Source organism: Azonexus sp. (assembly GCF_041909095.1).
In the GTDB taxonomy this organism is placed as follows: domain Bacteria; phylum Pseudomonadota; class Gammaproteobacteria; order Burkholderiales; family Rhodocyclaceae; genus Azonexus.
The window spans coordinates 241,019-255,102 of sequence record NZ_JAYREB010000001.1 but is presented as its reverse complement, the minus strand read 5'-3'; the positions used below and the strand labels follow the sequence as shown (position 1 = coordinate 255,102).

General features: G+C 67.0%; 13 protein-coding genes and 1 tRNA gene. 3 read left to right on the top strand and 11 right to left on the bottom strand.

Annotation, left to right across the window (positions count from 1 at the left end):
- Positions 1-4: 4 nt before the first annotated feature.
- The 5 genes from ACE3OV_RS01240 to glyQ are packed head-to-tail and all read right to left on the bottom strand — an operon-like array spanning position 5 to position 5,081.
- Positions 5-721, bottom strand: a complete 717-nt coding sequence (locus tag ACE3OV_RS01240; protein WP_374324224.1) for a M48 family metallopeptidase — start codon at positions 719-721, stop codon at positions 5-7.
- Positions 702-1,451, bottom strand: coding sequence for a lysophospholipid acyltransferase family protein (locus ACE3OV_RS01235; protein ID WP_374324222.1), 750 nt, complete (start codon positions 1,449-1,451; stop codon positions 702-704). The genes ACE3OV_RS01240 and ACE3OV_RS01235 overlap by 20 nt, the downstream gene beginning before the upstream one ends.
- On the bottom strand, positions 1,448-2,008 hold the full coding sequence (gene gmhB / locus ACE3OV_RS01230; protein WP_374324221.1) for a D-glycero-beta-D-manno-heptose 1,7-bisphosphate 7-phosphatase: 561 nt from the start codon (positions 2,006-2,008) through the stop codon (positions 1,448-1,450). The genes ACE3OV_RS01235 and gmhB overlap by 4 nt, the downstream gene beginning before the upstream one ends.
- A gap of 6 nt (positions 2,009-2,014) precedes the next feature.
- Positions 2,015-4,123 (bottom strand): glycine--tRNA ligase subunit beta, encoded by a 2,109-nt coding sequence (gene glyS, locus ACE3OV_RS01225; protein WP_374324218.1) that lies wholly within the window; start codon positions 4,121-4,123, stop codon positions 2,015-2,017.
- Position 4,124: 1 nt separating this feature from the next.
- Positions 4,125-5,081: a glycine--tRNA ligase subunit alpha gene (glyQ, locus tag ACE3OV_RS01220; RefSeq protein WP_374324216.1), complete on the bottom strand. Its 957-nt coding sequence runs from the start codon at positions 5,079-5,081 to the stop codon at positions 4,125-4,127.
- Positions 5,082-5,453: 372 nt separating this feature from the next.
- On the opposite strand from glyQ, the gene ACE3OV_RS01215 reads away from it, so the two are divergent.
- Both ACE3OV_RS01215 and ACE3OV_RS01210 read left to right on the top strand, forming a co-directional pair.
- Complete coding sequence (locus tag ACE3OV_RS01215) at positions 5,454-6,155, top strand: transglycosylase SLT domain-containing protein (RefSeq protein ID WP_374324215.1); 702 nt, start codon at positions 5,454-5,456, stop codon at positions 6,153-6,155.
- A 68-nt stretch (positions 6,156-6,223) separates the two neighbouring features.
- Positions 6,224-7,747, top strand: a complete 1,524-nt coding sequence (locus tag ACE3OV_RS01210) for a YiiX/YebB-like N1pC/P60 family cysteine hydrolase (protein WP_374324213.1) — start codon at positions 6,224-6,226, stop codon at positions 7,745-7,747.
- A 4-nt stretch (positions 7,748-7,751) separates the two neighbouring features.
- Here the strand turns inward: ACE3OV_RS01210 and lnt are convergent, their stop codons facing one another.
- From lnt to miaB, 6 genes are read right to left on the bottom strand one after another with little or no spacing between them, the layout of a single operon-like run.
- Positions 7,752-9,209, bottom strand: a complete 1,458-nt coding sequence (lnt, locus tag ACE3OV_RS01205; RefSeq protein WP_374324211.1) for an apolipoprotein N-acyltransferase — start codon at positions 9,207-9,209, stop codon at positions 7,752-7,754.
- Entirely contained in the window at positions 9,196-10,044 is an 849-nt protein-coding gene (locus ACE3OV_RS01200) for an HlyC/CorC family transporter (protein WP_374324209.1), read from the bottom strand. Before ACE3OV_RS01200 ends, lnt begins: the two co-directional genes overlap by 14 nt.
- 4 nt (positions 10,045-10,048) lie before the next feature.
- Positions 10,049-10,414 carry an rRNA maturation RNase YbeY gene (gene ybeY / locus ACE3OV_RS01195; RefSeq protein WP_374324207.1) on the bottom strand — a complete coding sequence of 122 codons (366 nt, stop codon included), beginning with the start codon at positions 10,412-10,414 and terminating at the stop codon, positions 10,049-10,051.
- 55 nt (positions 10,415-10,469) lie between these two features.
- Positions 10,470-11,450: a PhoH family protein gene (locus ACE3OV_RS01190; RefSeq protein WP_374324205.1), complete on the bottom strand. Its 981-nt coding sequence runs from the start codon at positions 11,448-11,450 to the stop codon at positions 10,470-10,472.
- A complete protein-coding gene (locus tag ACE3OV_RS01185; RefSeq protein ID WP_374324203.1) occupies positions 11,447-12,493 on the bottom strand; it encodes a peptidoglycan-binding protein in 1,047 nt (348 codons plus the stop codon). The genes ACE3OV_RS01190 and ACE3OV_RS01185 overlap by 4 nt, the downstream gene beginning before the upstream one ends.
- A 21-nt stretch (positions 12,494-12,514) precedes the next feature.
- On the bottom strand, positions 12,515-13,852 hold the full coding sequence (gene miaB, locus ACE3OV_RS01180) for a tRNA (N6-isopentenyl adenosine(37)-C2)-methylthiotransferase MiaB (RefSeq protein ID WP_374324201.1): 1,338 nt from the start codon (positions 13,850-13,852) through the stop codon (positions 12,515-12,517).
- A 121-nt stretch (positions 13,853-13,973) separates the two neighbouring features.
- On the opposite strand from miaB, the gene ACE3OV_RS01175 reads away from it, so the two are divergent.
- Positions 13,974-14,050: transfer RNA gene (locus ACE3OV_RS01175), tRNA-Met, on the top strand.
- Positions 14,051-14,084 lie beyond the last annotated feature (34 nt).

The following is a 14,084-nucleotide window of genomic DNA, read 5'->3' as shown; positions in this document are numbered from 1 at the left end:
CCTTTCAGAATTGCGGCAGTTGCCGGCCAAGGTGGCGCAGTTCGAGGCGCCGCGCCTTCCAGTCCGGGCAGAGTCGTTCGACGACAGACCAGAAACGCGAGCTGTGGTTCATTTCCTTGAGGTGCGCCAGTTCGTGGCAGACGACGTAATCGACGATCGCCGGCGGCATCAGGATCAGCCGCCAGTTGAGCGCGATGTTGCCGCGCGCGCTGCAACTGCCCCAGCGCGTGCGCGCCGACGACAGGCGTAGCGGCGGCGCGGCGACGCCGAGCTGCGGCGCGAAGTGGGCGAGGCGTTTGGCGAACAGCGCGCGCGCCTGTTCGCGTAGCGCGCCTTCGAGTACCCGGGCGGGGTCGGTGGTGGCCGGTACGGCGAGGTGGATTTCGCCAGCGGCGAAGCGGGCGCCGGCGCGCGTTGCCGGCACCAGGCGGAGAACGGTCGGGCTGCCCAGGAGGTCGAGCACGGCGCCATCGACGACGGCGAAGCGGGTGGCGGCCGGGCGTTCGCGCCAGGCGGCGAGCTTGTCGAGCACCCAGTCGCCGTGCTGGCGGATCAGCGCCTCGATGTCACGCAGCGCGGCGCCTTGCGGGGCGCCGACGCGCAGGCCGCGCTGGTCGATGCGCAGGCCGATGCTGCGCCGGGCGCTGCGGCGCAGCGTGTACTCGAGCGTCTGGCCGGCGACGACGATGCGCCGGGGCGTTTCAGTCGGCTTTGCCGGCATCCGGGTAACGGTGCGGCGAGAGGCGGCGCATCTCGGCTTCGATCCAGTCCTCGACGCGCTGATTGACTTCCGCATCGCTCATGCCGCTGGCGTCGAAGGCCGGGCCGATGCTGATGGTCGCGGTGCCGGAGCGCTTGAGGAAGGCCTGGCGCGGCCACAGTTCGCCGGCGTCGTGGGCAACCGGCACCACCTGGCAGCCGACGTGCGTCGCCAGGTAGGCGCCGCCCGGTTTGTAGCGGCGCTTTTCGCCCGGCGGCACGCGCGTGCCTTCGGGGAAGATGATGACGTAGAAGCCCTGCTTGAGGCGCTCGCGGCCTTGCGTGACGACCTGGTCGAGGGCGTTCTTGCCGGCGGCGCGGTCGATCGAGATCATCTTCATCGCCGCCAGCCCCCAGCCGACGAAAGGCAGCTTGAGCAATTCCTTCTTCAGGACGAAGACGCAGTAGGCGCCGTCGGGCACGCAGTCCTGCAGGGTCATCGTCTCCCACGCCGACTGGTGCTTGGACATGATGACGCAAGGTTCGGCCGGCATGTTCTCGCGGCCGATGATGCGCGGCCGGATACCGAGCAGGTTCTCGACGCCCCATTGCGTGCCGAGACGCCAGACGCGGCCGAAGCGGTAGGCCCAGATACCGCCGAGCAGCGGCCCGGCGATCACCACCAGCGGCGCGCTGAGCACCGACCAGACGATGGCGTAGGCCATGAACAGGGTGGAACGGACTGCACTCATTTCTTTTCCTTGGCGGCGGGAGCCAGCAGATGATCGACGGCGGCGGCCAGGGTGGCGAAGATCAGCGTGCCTTCCGGCAGGTTGCCTTCGTCGCGGGTTTTTTCGCCCTTGCCGGTGAGGACCAGGATCGGCTGGCAGCCGGCGGCGGCGCCGGCCTGCAGGTCGCGCAGCGAATCGCCGATGGCTGCAACGCCGCTGAGGTCAGTGTTGAGGGTTTCGGCGATGCGCCGGAACATGCCGGGTTTCGGCTTGCGGCAGTCGCACTTCGAATCGGCGGTGTGCGGGCAGTAGAAGATGGCGTCGATGCGCCCGCCAACTTCGCAGGTCGCCCGGTGCATCTTCTTGTGGATGCGGTTGAGCGTATCCATGTCGAACAGGCCGCGGCCGATGCCCGACTGATTGGTGGCGACGACCACGCGGTAGCCGTTCTGCTTCAAACGGGCGATGGCTTCCAGGCTGCCCGGGATCGGCTTCCACTCCTCCGGGCTCTTGATGAACTGGGCGGAATCGAAATTGATCACGCCGTCGCGGTCGAGAATGATCAGCTTGCCGGGCATGGTCGTTTACGCCGAGAGCCGGGAGAGGTCGGCGACGCGGTTCATCGCCGCGTGCAGCATGGCGAGCAGACCGAGCCGGTTGGCCTTGAGCGCCGGATCGTCGGCATTGACCATGACGCCGTCGAAGAAGGCATCGACCGGTGCGCGCAGCGCCGCCAGGGCAAGCAGCGATTCGCTGTAGTCGCCGGTGAGGAAGGCGGCGTCAGCCTGCGGCACGACGTCGACCAGCGCCGCGTGCAGCGCGCTTTCGGCGGCTTCGCGCAGCAGCGTCGCATCGACGCGGGCTTCGACGACGCCGTCGGCCTTCTTCAGGATGTTGCCGACCCGCTTGTTGGCGGCAGCCAGCGCGGCAGCTTCGGGCAGCGCCGAGAAGGCGCGCACGGCGGCCAGGCGCTTGACGATGTCGCCCAGGCGCTGCGGCCGCTGGCTGACCACGGCATCGACTTCCTGCGCCGTGTAGCCCTGCTCGCGCAGGCTGCCGGCGAGGCGGTCGTAGATGAAGTCGGCGAGCGCCTGCGGGTTCGGGGCGAAGCCCTCGATGCCGTTGAATTGCGCGAAAACACCGTTGAGCAGGCTGTCGACCGCGAGGTTGAGGTCGCCCTCGGCGAGCATGCGGATGACGCCCAGCGCGTGGCGGCGTAGCGCGAACGGGTCGCGGTCGCCGGTCGGGATCTGGCCGATGCCGAACATGCCGACCAGGGTTTCCAGCTTGTCGGCCAGCGCGACGACCGTGCCGACCTTGCCGCGCGGCAGGCTGTCGCCGGCGAAGCGCGGCTTGTAGTGGTCTTCGATGGCATCCGCCACGTCGGCATTCAGCCCGTCGTGCTGGGCGTAGTAGCGGCCCATGATGCCCTGCAGCTCCGGGAACTCGCCGACCATGTCGGTGAGCAGGTCGGCCTTGGCGAGCAGCGCTGCCTGTTCGGCGTGCTGCACCAGTTCGCCGCCGCCGAGATGTTCGGCGATGGCGCGGGCAATCGCCGCGACGCGCTGGACGCGCTCGCCCTGGGTGCCCAGCTTGTTGTGATAGACGACCTTGGACAAGCCGATGACGCGGCTTTCCAGCGACTTCTTGCGGTCTTGATCGAAGAAGAACTTGGCGTCGGCCAGGCGCGGGCGCACCACGCGCTCGTTGCCGCCGATCACCGCGCTGGCGTCTTGCGGCGAGATGTTGCTGACGACGAGGAACTTGTTGGTCAGCTTGCCTGCCGCGTCGAGCAGCGGGAAGTACTTCTGGTTGGCCTTCATGGTCAGGATCAGGCATTCCTGCGGCACGGCGAGGAATTCTTCCTCGAACTGGCCGACCAGCACGTTCGGGCGCTCAACCAGCGCGGTGACTTCGTCGAGCAGGGCGTCGTCGTCGATCGGCTTGCCACCCGCTTGCGCCGCAGCGGCAGCGAGCTGGCGGGCGATCTCGGCGCGGCGCTCGGCGAAGGAGGCGATCACGGCGCCATCGCGCTTGAGCGTTTCGGCATAGCTGTCGGCATCCGCGATCACCACCGGATCGACGGCCGCTTCGAAGCGGTGGCCCTTGGTGGCCTTGCCGGATTGCAGGCCGAGCACGGAAACCGGCACCACGTCGCCGCCGTGCAGGGCGACCAGCGCATGCGCCGGGCGCACGAAATTGACGCTGCTCCAGCCGTCGGCCAGTTGGTAGCTCATCACCTTGGGGATCGGCAGCGCGGCGAGCGCGGCTTCGATGGCCTTCTGCAGGCCGTCGGCGAGCGTCGCGCCCTTGGCCAGGCTGTCGTAGAAAAGGATGTCGGCCTTGCCGTCGTTTTCGCGGCGCAGGCAGGCAACGGCAGATTCGTCGGCGCCCAGCGCGGCAAGTTTCTTGAGCAGGGCGGGCGTGGCGTTACCGCTGGCGTCGAGGCCGACCGCAACCGGCATCAGCTTCTGCACCACCGGCTTGTCGGCGGCGACAGCGGCCACGTCGGTGACATGCGCGGCCAGACGGCGCGGCGAGGCGTAGGCGGTGACGGTGGCGCCATCGGCGGCCAGCCCGTCCTTCTTCAGCGAAGCGGCGAGCGCGGCGGCAAAGCTTTCGCCGAGTTTCTTCAGCGCCTTGGGCGGCAGTTCTTCAACGAACAGTTCAACGAGGAGGTTCTTGGCAGTCATCTCAGGCGGCTTTCTTGGCGTTCTGTTCTTCGAGCTTGGCCAGCACTTCGTTGGCCCAGTCGCGCGGGGCCATCGGGAAGCCGAGGCGGGCGCGCGATTCGAGGTAGGCCTGGGCGACGGCGCGGGCGAGGTTGCGGATGCGGCCGATGTAGGCGGCGCGTTCGGTGACCGAGATGGCGCCGCGCGCGTCGAGCAGGTTGAAGGTGTGGGCGGCCTTGAGCACCTGTTCGTAGGCCGGCAACGCCAGTTGCGCGCCCATCAGGTGCTGCGCCTGCTTCTCGTGGGCGGCGAAGGCGTGGAACAGGAAATCGACGTCGGAGTGCTCGAAGTTGTAGGTCGATTGCTCGACTTCGTTCTGGTGATAGACGTCGCCGTAGCTCAGGCCATCGGTCCAGGTCAGGTCATAGACGTTCTCGACGCCCTGCAGGTACATCGCCAGGCGCTCGATGCCGTAGGTGATTTCGCCGGTGATCGGCTTGCAGTCGATGCCGCCGACCTGCTGGAAGTAGGTGAATTGCGTCACTTCCATGCCGTTCATCCAGACTTCCCAACCCAGGCCCCAGGCGCCCAGCGTCGGGTTTTCCCAGTCGTCCTCGACGAAACGCACGTCGTTTTTCTTCAGGTCGAAGCCGAGCGCTTCGAGCGAACCGAGGTAAAGCTCAAGGATGTTGTCCGGCGCCGGCTTCAGCACCACCTGATACTGGTAGTAGTGCTGCATGCGGTTCGGGTTCTCGCCGTAGCGGCCGTCCTTGGGGCGGCGCGAGGGCTGCACGTAAGCGGCCTTCCACGGCTCCGGGCCGATCGCACGCAGGAAGGTGGCGGTGTGGCTGGTGCCGGCGCCGACTTCCATGTCGTAGGGCTGGAGCAGGGCGCAGCCCTGGGCGCTCCAGTATTGCTGCAGACGCAGGATGATTTCCTGGAAGGTCGGCTTCTTCGCGGATATGTTGCTGGTCGTCATCGGACGCACTCGGTAAGACGGAAAGCGGCGATTTTACAGGCTTTTGCCAGCCCCGGCAGCTTGCCGGCCGGTTGCCTGCCTGGGCGGGCTTTGCCGCCGGAAAGGGGAGGCCAGGGCGGGATGACCTTGTCTTAAGTGTTGCGCCGGGACAACAGCCGGTTCGGCTTCGCTGCCGGCGCTTTGTTGACTTGTTCAAATAAATCAATAGAATGCGCGCTGATTGTTGCGGTGCAACACCGGGGTTTCCCCGCCCTACGGCCAGACTCGGCCTGGTGGAAACCTTGCTTCCTCCCACGGAGGAATGGCCCGGTGTCGTACCCCCCGTAACCGTTCGCCGATGTTTTCTGTCGGCGGCACAGTGAAGGAGGGCGCATGTTCGCTTCGCAGTTCCTTTCCCCCGCAGTGCAGCGGGTAGTCGCGGCCGTCTCGCACGTCGTCCGCAAGTTTCTGATGTTGGCCGGGCTGGTTTTCGTGCTCGGTCTGGCCGGTTCCTTCCAGGGGCAGGCCGGTTTCCTGCTCGGTCTGCAGGCGATGTTCCCGGCTGGAGTCAGTGCCAGCGAGCCTGCTGTATCGGCTGTTACGCAACCGGTGGCGCTGGTTGACGACGGTCGCCTGGTGCCGTCAATGCAGAAGGCGCTCGATTACGTGGCGCGGCGCTATCGGGTGTCGCACGAAGCCTTGTTGCCGATTTTCCTCGCTGCCCAGGGCAGCGCCCGCGAGCAGGGGCTCGACCCCTTGCTGGTGGTGGCGGTGATCGGCGTCGAGTCGGGCTTCAACCCGTTTTCGCAGAGCGTCGTCGGCGCCCAGGGCCTGATGCAGGTGATGCCGCGTTTCCACAGCGACAAGCTGCCGCAGGACGCCGGCGAGCTGCCTTTCTTCGACCCGGTGACCAACGTCCAGGTCGGTACCCGCGTCCTGCGCGAGTCGATCGCCCGTAACGGCGGCCTGATTCCTGGCCTGCAGCAGTTCGGCGGGGCGATCGAGGATCCGGCGCAGCGTTACGCGAACAAGGTGCTCGCCGAGCGACGCCGGCTCGAGGCGGCGATCCGCCAGGGAACGCAGCAGCGGGCCTGAGCCTTGGTCCGGGCTGTCGGCTGGGGGTATTTCAATGTAATATCTGAGCCCTCTTTCCGGGGGTGATGATGAAATCCGTATCGCTTGCTGTGGCTGCGCTGCTTTGTTGCGGCGTCCTGGCCGGGGTGCCGGCGCAGGCCGAGGATGCTATTGGCATCGGTGTGACGCCCTTGCCGCAATGTGGCGCGCCGCTGGCCCTCGATGCGCCGTTCGAGATGGCGACCCGAATCGCCGAGTACCAGGCGCTGACCGAGGAAGTGCTGAGTTTGCGGGCGCGCGCGATCGATTACCTGGAGGTGCTGAAAGCCCGCGACGCGCGCGGCGAGGCGCTGTCCGGCGCGGACCTGCGGCGCCTCAACGAGGGCGCGGCGACCCTGCTCGACCAGCGGCGGCGCCTGCTGGCGGTGGCCACCGAGCGCGAATGCTGGCTCGATCAGCCGATTCCCGCCGATCCGGCGCGGGCGCGGGTGCTGGCGGCCGGGGTGGCGATGTCGCTGTCGGCGGCCTTGCTGCTCTACGACAATTATCTGTCGGCGGTCGGCCTCTACCGCGCCAACCCCTTCCTGCGCCAGCATCTGAACAGCCGCGACAGCGGTTTCGCGATTCCGAGCGGGGCCTTGAATCGCATCTCGCTGTCCTTCAATTCGGCGGTCAACCGCGCCCGCACCCGGCGCGCCCTCGAGTGGTACGAGGCGCACGGGCGCCAGCTCGCCAGTTCGCCGATTGACGGCGAGCGCTACCTGGCGGCGCTGATCGAGCAGAGCCCGTCCTACCAGATGGTGCGCCAGGTGCAGCCGCTCGGTTACGTCGGCAGCATGCTCAATTTCTTCAGCGCCTTCTCGATCGATACGCTGAACCGCCTGAAGAAGGAAGGTGTCAATCTCTCCAGCCTGCTGTTCGGCAACGCCGCCGGCCTGGTCGAGACCCGGCGCGGCAAGCTCGATGGCCAGGCGCCGGTGCTCGAGAAACTGGCGGGCACGGTGCAGGCGGGCGACGTGCTGCTTGAGAAGACCCCCTTCCGCCTCACCGACGCCTTCATTCCCGGCCATTACGGGCATGTCGCGGTCTGGGTCGGCAGCGAGGCGGAACTGCGCCGCCTCGGCATCTGGGAGCATCCGGTGGTACGCCCGCACCAGGCCAGCATCCGGGCCGGTCGCGGCGTCGTCGAGGCGCTGCGTTCCGGGGTCAAGATGAACACCCTGCAGCACTTCCTCAATATCGACGATCTCGCCGTCCTGCGCCCGCGCCAGATGGCCGACGCGGCGCGCGCCGAGGCCGTGCTGCAGACCCTGCGCCAGGTCGGCAAGGCTTACGACTTCAACTTTGACGTCGAATCGACCGATCGCATCGTCTGTTCGGAACTGGTCTATCACGCCTACGGCGAGGTGCGCTGGCCGACCCAGCGCCAGCTCGGACGGGTCACCATCAGTCCCGACAATGTCGCCGCCGAAGCCACCGGCAACGGCGCCTTCGCCGTCGAACTGCTCTACCACGACGGCAAGGAGCGGACCGGCGAGCGCGGCGAATTCGTGCGCAGCCTGCTGAAGTCCGACGTCGTCAGGATGGCGCGCGGCGACGCCGGCGCCCGCTGAGTCTTCAGCCGCGCCGGCGCGGGCGGGCGATGAGCCCGAGCAGGACGATGAGGACGAGGGCGCCCAGGTTGCCCCAGCGGCTGTAAGGCGTGGCGCCTTGATGCGCCCGCACTTCGCCTGCGAGAACGGCGCTGGTGAAGGGCTCCAGTACGCCGCTCAGGCTGCCGTCGGCGGCGATGATCGCGGTCATCCCGGTGTTGGTCGCGCGCAGCATCGGGCGGCCGGTTTCGACAGCGCGCAGGCGGGCGATCTGCAGGTGCTGCGGCTGCGCCAGCGAGCGGCCGAACCAGGCGGTATTCGACAGGTTGGCGAGAATGCCGGCAGCGGGCAGGGCGCCGATGATCTCCTCGCCGAAAACGTCCTCGTAGCAGATGTTGATCGCCACCGCGCTGCCAGCGACGGCGAGCGGCGCCTGGCGCGCCGGGCCGGCGCTGAACGACGACATCGGGATGTTGGCCTGGGCCATGAACCAGGCGAAGCCGGGTGGGATGAATTCGCCGAAGGGCACCAGGTGCTGCTTGCTGTAAACCTGCAGCGCTGAGCTGCCGAGGCTGACGGCGCTGTTGTAGTAGGCGCCTTCGGGGTCGCCGCTCAGGGTGCCGACGATCAGGTCACCACCGCCGCGGGCCGCCAGCGTCTTCAGTTCGTCCACGTATTCAGCCGGCAGGCGGTCGACGAAGGTCGGCAGCGCGGTTTCCGGGAGCAGGATCAGTTGCGCCGGATGGGCGGCAATCAGGTCACGGTACAGGTTCAGTGTGCGGAAAAAGGATTCCGGTCTGAACTTCATGTCCTGCGGGATGTTGCCCTGGATCAGCGCGACGCTGACCGGTGCGCCGACCGGCGTCGTCCACGCCACCTGACGCAGGCCGAAGCCGACGGCGGCAAACGCTGCCAGCAGCAGGAGGCCGCTGCGCCAGCGGGCGAGGCTGGCGGCGATCAGGGCGACGATTAGCGTCAGGCCATGGACGCCGAGCAGCGGCGCGAAGCCGGCCAGCGGACTGGGTGGGGCCTGGCTGTAACCGAGCGCCAGCCAGGGAAAGCCGGTGAACAGCCAGCCACGCAGCCAGTCGGCAGTGGCGACGAGAACGGCGAACCACAGCACCTGGCGCCAGAAGGCGGCCGGCTGCCAGCGCCGGAAGGCCCAGCCGGCGGCGGCCGGGTAGAGGGCGAGCGCGGCGCAGAAGATGAGCGTCGCCGGGCCGGCCAGCCACCAGGGCATGCCGCCGAAGACCGAAAGGCTGACGTAGACCCAGGAGATGCCGGCGAGGAAGAAGCCGAGGCCGAACAGGAAACCGCTCAGCGCCGCCTGGCGCGGACCGGCGGCGCGGCGCAGCAGCAGGAAGAAGGCCAGCCAGGGCAGCGGCGCCAGCCAGAACAGGCCGAACGGGGCAAAGCAGAGGACGCCGCTGGCGCCCGCCAGCAGCGCCGCCAGGTGGCGGCGGGCCGCCTCAGTCAGCGGCATGGGCGGTGACGGGGCCGGGTTTCGGCAGGTCGACGAGCAGGGTGTACAGGCGGCGGCTGTCGGCGCGCAGCACCTGGAAGCGGACGCCGTCGATCTCCAGCGTCTCGTTGCGCTTGGGCACGCGTCCGAGGTGGCGCAGGACGAGGCCACCGATGGTGTCGAACTCCTGATCGGAGAAATCGGTCGAGAAGGCGGCGTTGAAATCCTCGATCTCGGTGCCTGCCTTGACCCGGTAGCGGCCGGTGGAGTCGAGGCGGACGTTGTCGTGCGCCTCGTCGAAGTCGTATTCGTCCTCGATGTCGCCGACGATCTGTTCGAGCACATCCTCGATGGTGACCAGGCCGGCAACGCCGCCGTATTCGTTGACGACGATCGCCATGTGGTTGCGCGAGACGCGGAATTCGCGCAGCAGCACGTTGAGGCGCTTGGATTCGGGAATGAAGACGGCCGGTCGCAGCCAGTCGCGCAGTTCGAAATTCTGCTCGGTGTGCAGGCGCAGCAGGTCCTTGGCGAGCAGGATGCCGAGGATGTTGTCACGGTCGCCGTCGATGACCGGGAAGCGCGAGTGGGCGGCTTCGATGATTTCGGGCAGGGTTTCGCGCAGGGGGTCGTCGATGTTGATGACGTCCATCTGGGCCCGCGGCACCATCACGTCGGCGACGCGGGTTTCCGAGGCGGCGAGCGCGCCTTCGATGATGGTCAGCGCGTCGGCGTCCATCAGGTTGCGCTCGTAGGCGGCGTGGAGGGTCTGCATGAGCTGCGTGCGGTCTTCAGGTTCGCGTAGCAGCAGGGAAGTCAGGCGTTCGATGAAACCGGGTTTACTGTCACTATCCATGATGTCAATCCGCATAGGGGTCGGCATAACCCAGCGCGGCTAGAATTTTCCTCTCTTCGTCTTCCATGGCGCGGGCTTCCATGTCATCTTCATGGTCCCGACCCTGAAGGTGCAGCATACCATGCACCGTCAGGTGGGCGTAATGCGCCGCCAACGGCTTGCCCTGCTCGGCGGCCTCGCGGGCGACGACGGCGGGACAGATGACGAGGTCGCCCATGACCACGGGTTCCGTCTCGTAGGGAAAGGACAGGACATTGGTCGCGTAATCCTTGCCGCGGTACTCGGCGTTCAAGGCCTGTCCCTCGTCGGGTTCGACCAGGCGGATCGTCACCTCGCCGCCGCCGTCCAGCGCCGCCCTTGCCCAGCGCACGAAATCCGCTCGCAAGGGTAGGCCATCGCGGTTACAGGCATATTGCACGGAGAGGTTAAGTCGTTTGCTGGCGGTTTTCATAGGCTTCGACGATGCGGGCGACCAGCGGGTGGCGCACGACGTCTTCCTTTCTGAATTCGGTGAAGGCGATGCCGCGCACGTCATGCAGCACGTCGACGGCTTCCTTGAGGCCGCTCTTGTGACCGCGCGGCAGGTCGATCTGGGTGACGTCGCCGGTAACCACGGCCTTGGCGCCGATGCCGATGCGGGTCAGGAACATCTTCATCTGCTCCGGCGTCGTGTTCTGCGCTTCGTCGAGGATGATGAAGGCGTGGTTGAGCGTACGCCCGCGCATGAAGGCGAGCGGGGCGATCTCGATGGCGTGTTTCTCGTAAAGCTTGGCGACGCGGTCGTGCCCCATCAGATCGTAGAGCGCGTCGTAGAGCGGCCGCAGGTAGGGGTCGATCTTCTGCGTCAGGTCGCCGGGCAGGAAGCCGAGCCGTTCGCCGGCCTCGACCGCCGGCCGGGTCAGGATGATGCGCTGCACCAGGTCACGCTCGAAGGCGTCGACGGCGGAGGCGACCGCAAGATAGGTCTTGCCGGTGCCGGCGGGGCCGATGCCGAAGGTGATGTCGTGTTCCTGGATCGCCTTCAGGTAGGCCACCTGGCGCGGCGTGCGGCCGTGCAGTTCGGCCTTGCGGGTGACCAGTTGCGGGCCGTCGCCAGCATCGGCGACAGCGCCGACGCGGCGCACCGGGGCGTTGGTCAGTTCGATCAGGCCGAGCTGGATCTCGTCGACCGATAGCGGCTCGCGGGCCAGCGCGTAGAAGTGGCGCAAGGCGTCGGCGGTAAGCTGGGCCTGGTCGCCGGTGATCGAAAAACGCTCGTTGCGGCGCCGGATGACGACGTCGAAGCCGGTCTCGATCTGCCGGATGTTTTCGTCGAGCGGCCCGCACAGGTTGGCGAGCTGGGCGTTGTCGACCGGTGCGAGGGCAATCTCGACCGGCCGAGCGGGGCGCGGGCGCCGGGTATTCACTGTTTGCGCAGCATGGTCTTGTCGATCCAGCCCTCGAAGTTGGCGCCCTGCACCTTGACGAACTTGTCCTGTTCCTCGCCCAGGGCGACCATTTCGTCGGTCTTGGCCAGCGTTTTCAGTGGCTTGCCCTGGCCGTTCGGGGCGGCGTAGAGCTTGATGCCGCCGATCTTCGGCAGCAGGACGTCGCCAGCGGCAAAGACGGCGCCGGCCTGGCGGACGTTGCCGGCCTGCTGCGCGGTGGTCGTCGCCGTGCGCTTGAGCGCCGGGTTGTCGCGCATGGCGATGACGATCTTGTTGTAGTTGTCGAGGAAGGAGGTGGCGACGACCTTGCCCTGCGCCGTGTTGGCGTAGCCGCCAAGGGCGCCGAAACCGCCGGCGCCGGCACCGAGGAAGCCGAGGCCGAAATCGGACTTCTCGGCGCTGCCCGAGGCGGCGGTGATCTGCACGCCGGAGCGGGCGTCGGCGACCAGCATCGAGGTTTGCGCCTGCTTGAACTTGACGCCGCCGACGATGGCGCCGGCGATCATGCCGCCCACGCCGAAGACGCCGCCGATGCCGCCCAGCGCGCCGCCGACGCCGCCGGCGTCGCTTTGCGAGAAGACGACGTCAGGCGTCAGCACGTAGTCGGCAGTCAGCATCTGGCCGCCGCCCATGTTGTTGCCGCCCTGCAACATGCCGCTCTGCGCCAGTTGGCGCTCCTGCATCAGGTTCTGCATGGCGACGCCGCGTTCGACGACGACGAAGCAGTTCGACTGCTGGATCATCAGCCGGATCAGCCCGGTCGGCGAGGCCAGGCCGACCTCGTTGAGTGCCTTGCCGACGTATTCCTGTGGTTCGGCGACGGCCAGCGCGCCGATCGGCGCGCTGCACTTCTCGAGCTGCATCGCTTCGCCGCTGGCGCCTTCGGTGCTGGCCGAGCCGCTGACCGGCACGTCGCCGCCGCCCAGCTTGTAGCCGGACGGCTGGGCGCCGACCGGGGCCGCCAGCAGGGCGGCGATGACAAAGGCCGGTGCGGCCTTGACGGTAGTACTTTGAATGATCATCTGCATTGGTATCCCCCCGGATCAGTCTTCCTTGATGATGATTTCGCCCCGCAGGCTGTGTGACAACGACTGCAAAATCCTAACATCGACGAATTGATTGACCAATCGCGGGCTGCCCCGGAAATTGACGATCCGGTTGTTGTCAGTGCGCCCGGCCAGCTCGTTCGGGTCCTTCTTCGACGGGCCTTCGACCAGCACCCGCTGGACGCTGCCGACCATCGCCTGGCTGACCGCCTGCGCCAGTTCGTCGATCCGCTTCTGCAGGCGGGCCAGGCGCGCCGACTTGACCTCGGCCGGCGTGCTGTCTTCGAGTTCCAGCGCCGGCGTGCCCGGGCGCGGGCTGTAGATGAAGGAGAAGGAGGCGTCGAAGGCGACCTCGTCGATCAGCTTCATCGTCTTCTCGAAATCCTCGTCGGTCTCGCCCGGGAAGCCGACGATGAAGTCGGACGACAGCGAGATGTCGGGGCGCGCGGCACGCAGCTTCCTGACCGCCGACTTGTATTCGAGCGCCGTGTAGCCGCGCTTCATCGCCGCCAGCACGCGGTCGGAACCGGATTGCACCGGCAGGTGCAGGTGCGAGACCAGCTTGGGCACCTTCAGGTAGGTGTCGATCAGGCGCTGGCTCATCTCGCGCGGGTGCGAGGTGGTGTAGCGGATGCGCTCGATCCCCGGCACCTCGGCGATGTACTCGATGAGCAGCGCGAGGTCGGCCTTTTCATCCGTGCCTTCCATGTCGCCGCGGTAGGCATTGACGTTCTGGCCGAGCAGGGTGACTTCCCCGACGCCATGGGCGGCAAGGTCGGCGACTTCGGTGAGGATGTCGGTGAACGGCCGCGATACTTCGCCGCCGCGGGTGTAAGGGACGATGCAGAAGGTGCAGAACTTGGAGCAGCCTTCCATGATCGAGACGAAGGCGCTGGCGCCCTTGACCTCGGCCGGCGGCATGGCGTCAAACTTCTCGATTTCGGGGAAGGAGACGTCGACCGCCGCCTTGCCCTTGGCCTTGCGTTCGGCAATCAGTTGCGGCAGCCGGTGCAATGTCTGCGGTCCGAACACGACATCGACGTAGGGCGCGCGGGCAACGATGGCGTCGCCCTCCTGGCTGGCAACGCAACCGCCGACGCCGATCACCAGATCGGGATTCTTCTGCTTCAGGTGGCGGACCCGGCCGAGGTCGTGGAACACCTTCTCCTGCGCCTTTTCGCGCACCGAGCAGGTATTGAACAGGATGATGTCGGCTTCCTCGGGGTTGTCGGTCTTGACGATACCTTCGGCGGCGTTGAGCACATCGGCCATCTTGTCCGAATCGTACTCGTTCATCTGGCACCCGAAAGTGCGGATGAATAGTTTCTTGGGCATGGGGAAAATCTTTTTAAAATCAGAGGCGCCGCTTAGGCAAGCGAGGCGCGAAAAAGTTGCGCATTATAACGCGGTTGACCGCGCCGCCGGCCGCCAACTATAATTCGCGCCCTCCAAGCGTGGTGATGTAGCTCAGACGGTTAGAGCGGTGGATTCATAACCCACAGGTCGGCAGTTCGATTCTGCCCATCACCACCAAAGCTTCAACGAAAAGGCCCCGGTTTTCCGGGGC

What these genes read in the sequence shown, in the direction of transcription:
- ACE3OV_RS01200 (WP_374324209.1), bottom strand. Translation starts at nt 10,044, where the DNA reads ATGGATAGTGACAGTAAACCCGGTTTCATCGAACGCCTGACTTCCCTG.
- ACE3OV_RS01215 (WP_374324215.1), top strand. Translation starts at nt 5,454, where the DNA reads ATGTTCGCTTCGCAGTTCCTTTCCCCCGCAGTGCAGCGGGTAGTCGCG.
- ACE3OV_RS01240 (WP_374324224.1), bottom strand. Translation starts at nt 721, where the DNA reads ATGCCGGCAAAGCCGACTGAAACGCCCCGGCGCATCGTCGTCGCCGGC.
- ACE3OV_RS01235 (WP_374324222.1), bottom strand. Translation starts at nt 1,451, where the DNA reads ATGAGTGCAGTCCGTTCCACCCTGTTCATGGCCTACGCCATCGTCTGG.
- ACE3OV_RS01210 (WP_374324213.1), top strand. Translation starts at nt 6,224, where the DNA reads ATGAAATCCGTATCGCTTGCTGTGGCTGCGCTGCTTTGTTGCGGCGTC.
- glyS (WP_374324218.1), bottom strand. Translation starts at nt 4,123, where the DNA reads ATGACTGCCAAGAACCTCCTCGTTGAACTGTTCGTTGAAGAACTGCCG.
- gmhB (WP_374324221.1), bottom strand. Translation starts at nt 2,008, where the DNA reads ATGCCCGGCAAGCTGATCATTCTCGACCGCGACGGCGTGATCAATTTC.
- glyQ (WP_374324216.1), bottom strand. Translation starts at nt 5,081, where the DNA reads ATGACGACCAGCAACATATCCGCGAAGAAGCCGACCTTCCAGGAAATC.
- lnt (WP_374324211.1), bottom strand. Translation starts at nt 9,209, where the DNA reads ATGCCGCTGACTGAGGCGGCCCGCCGCCACCTGGCGGCGCTGCTGGCG.
- ACE3OV_RS01185 (WP_374324203.1), bottom strand. Translation starts at nt 12,493, where the DNA reads ATGATCATTCAAAGTACTACCGTCAAGGCCGCACCGGCCTTTGTCATC.
- miaB (WP_374324201.1), bottom strand. Translation starts at nt 13,852, where the DNA reads ATGCCCAAGAAACTATTCATCCGCACTTTCGGGTGCCAGATGAACGAG.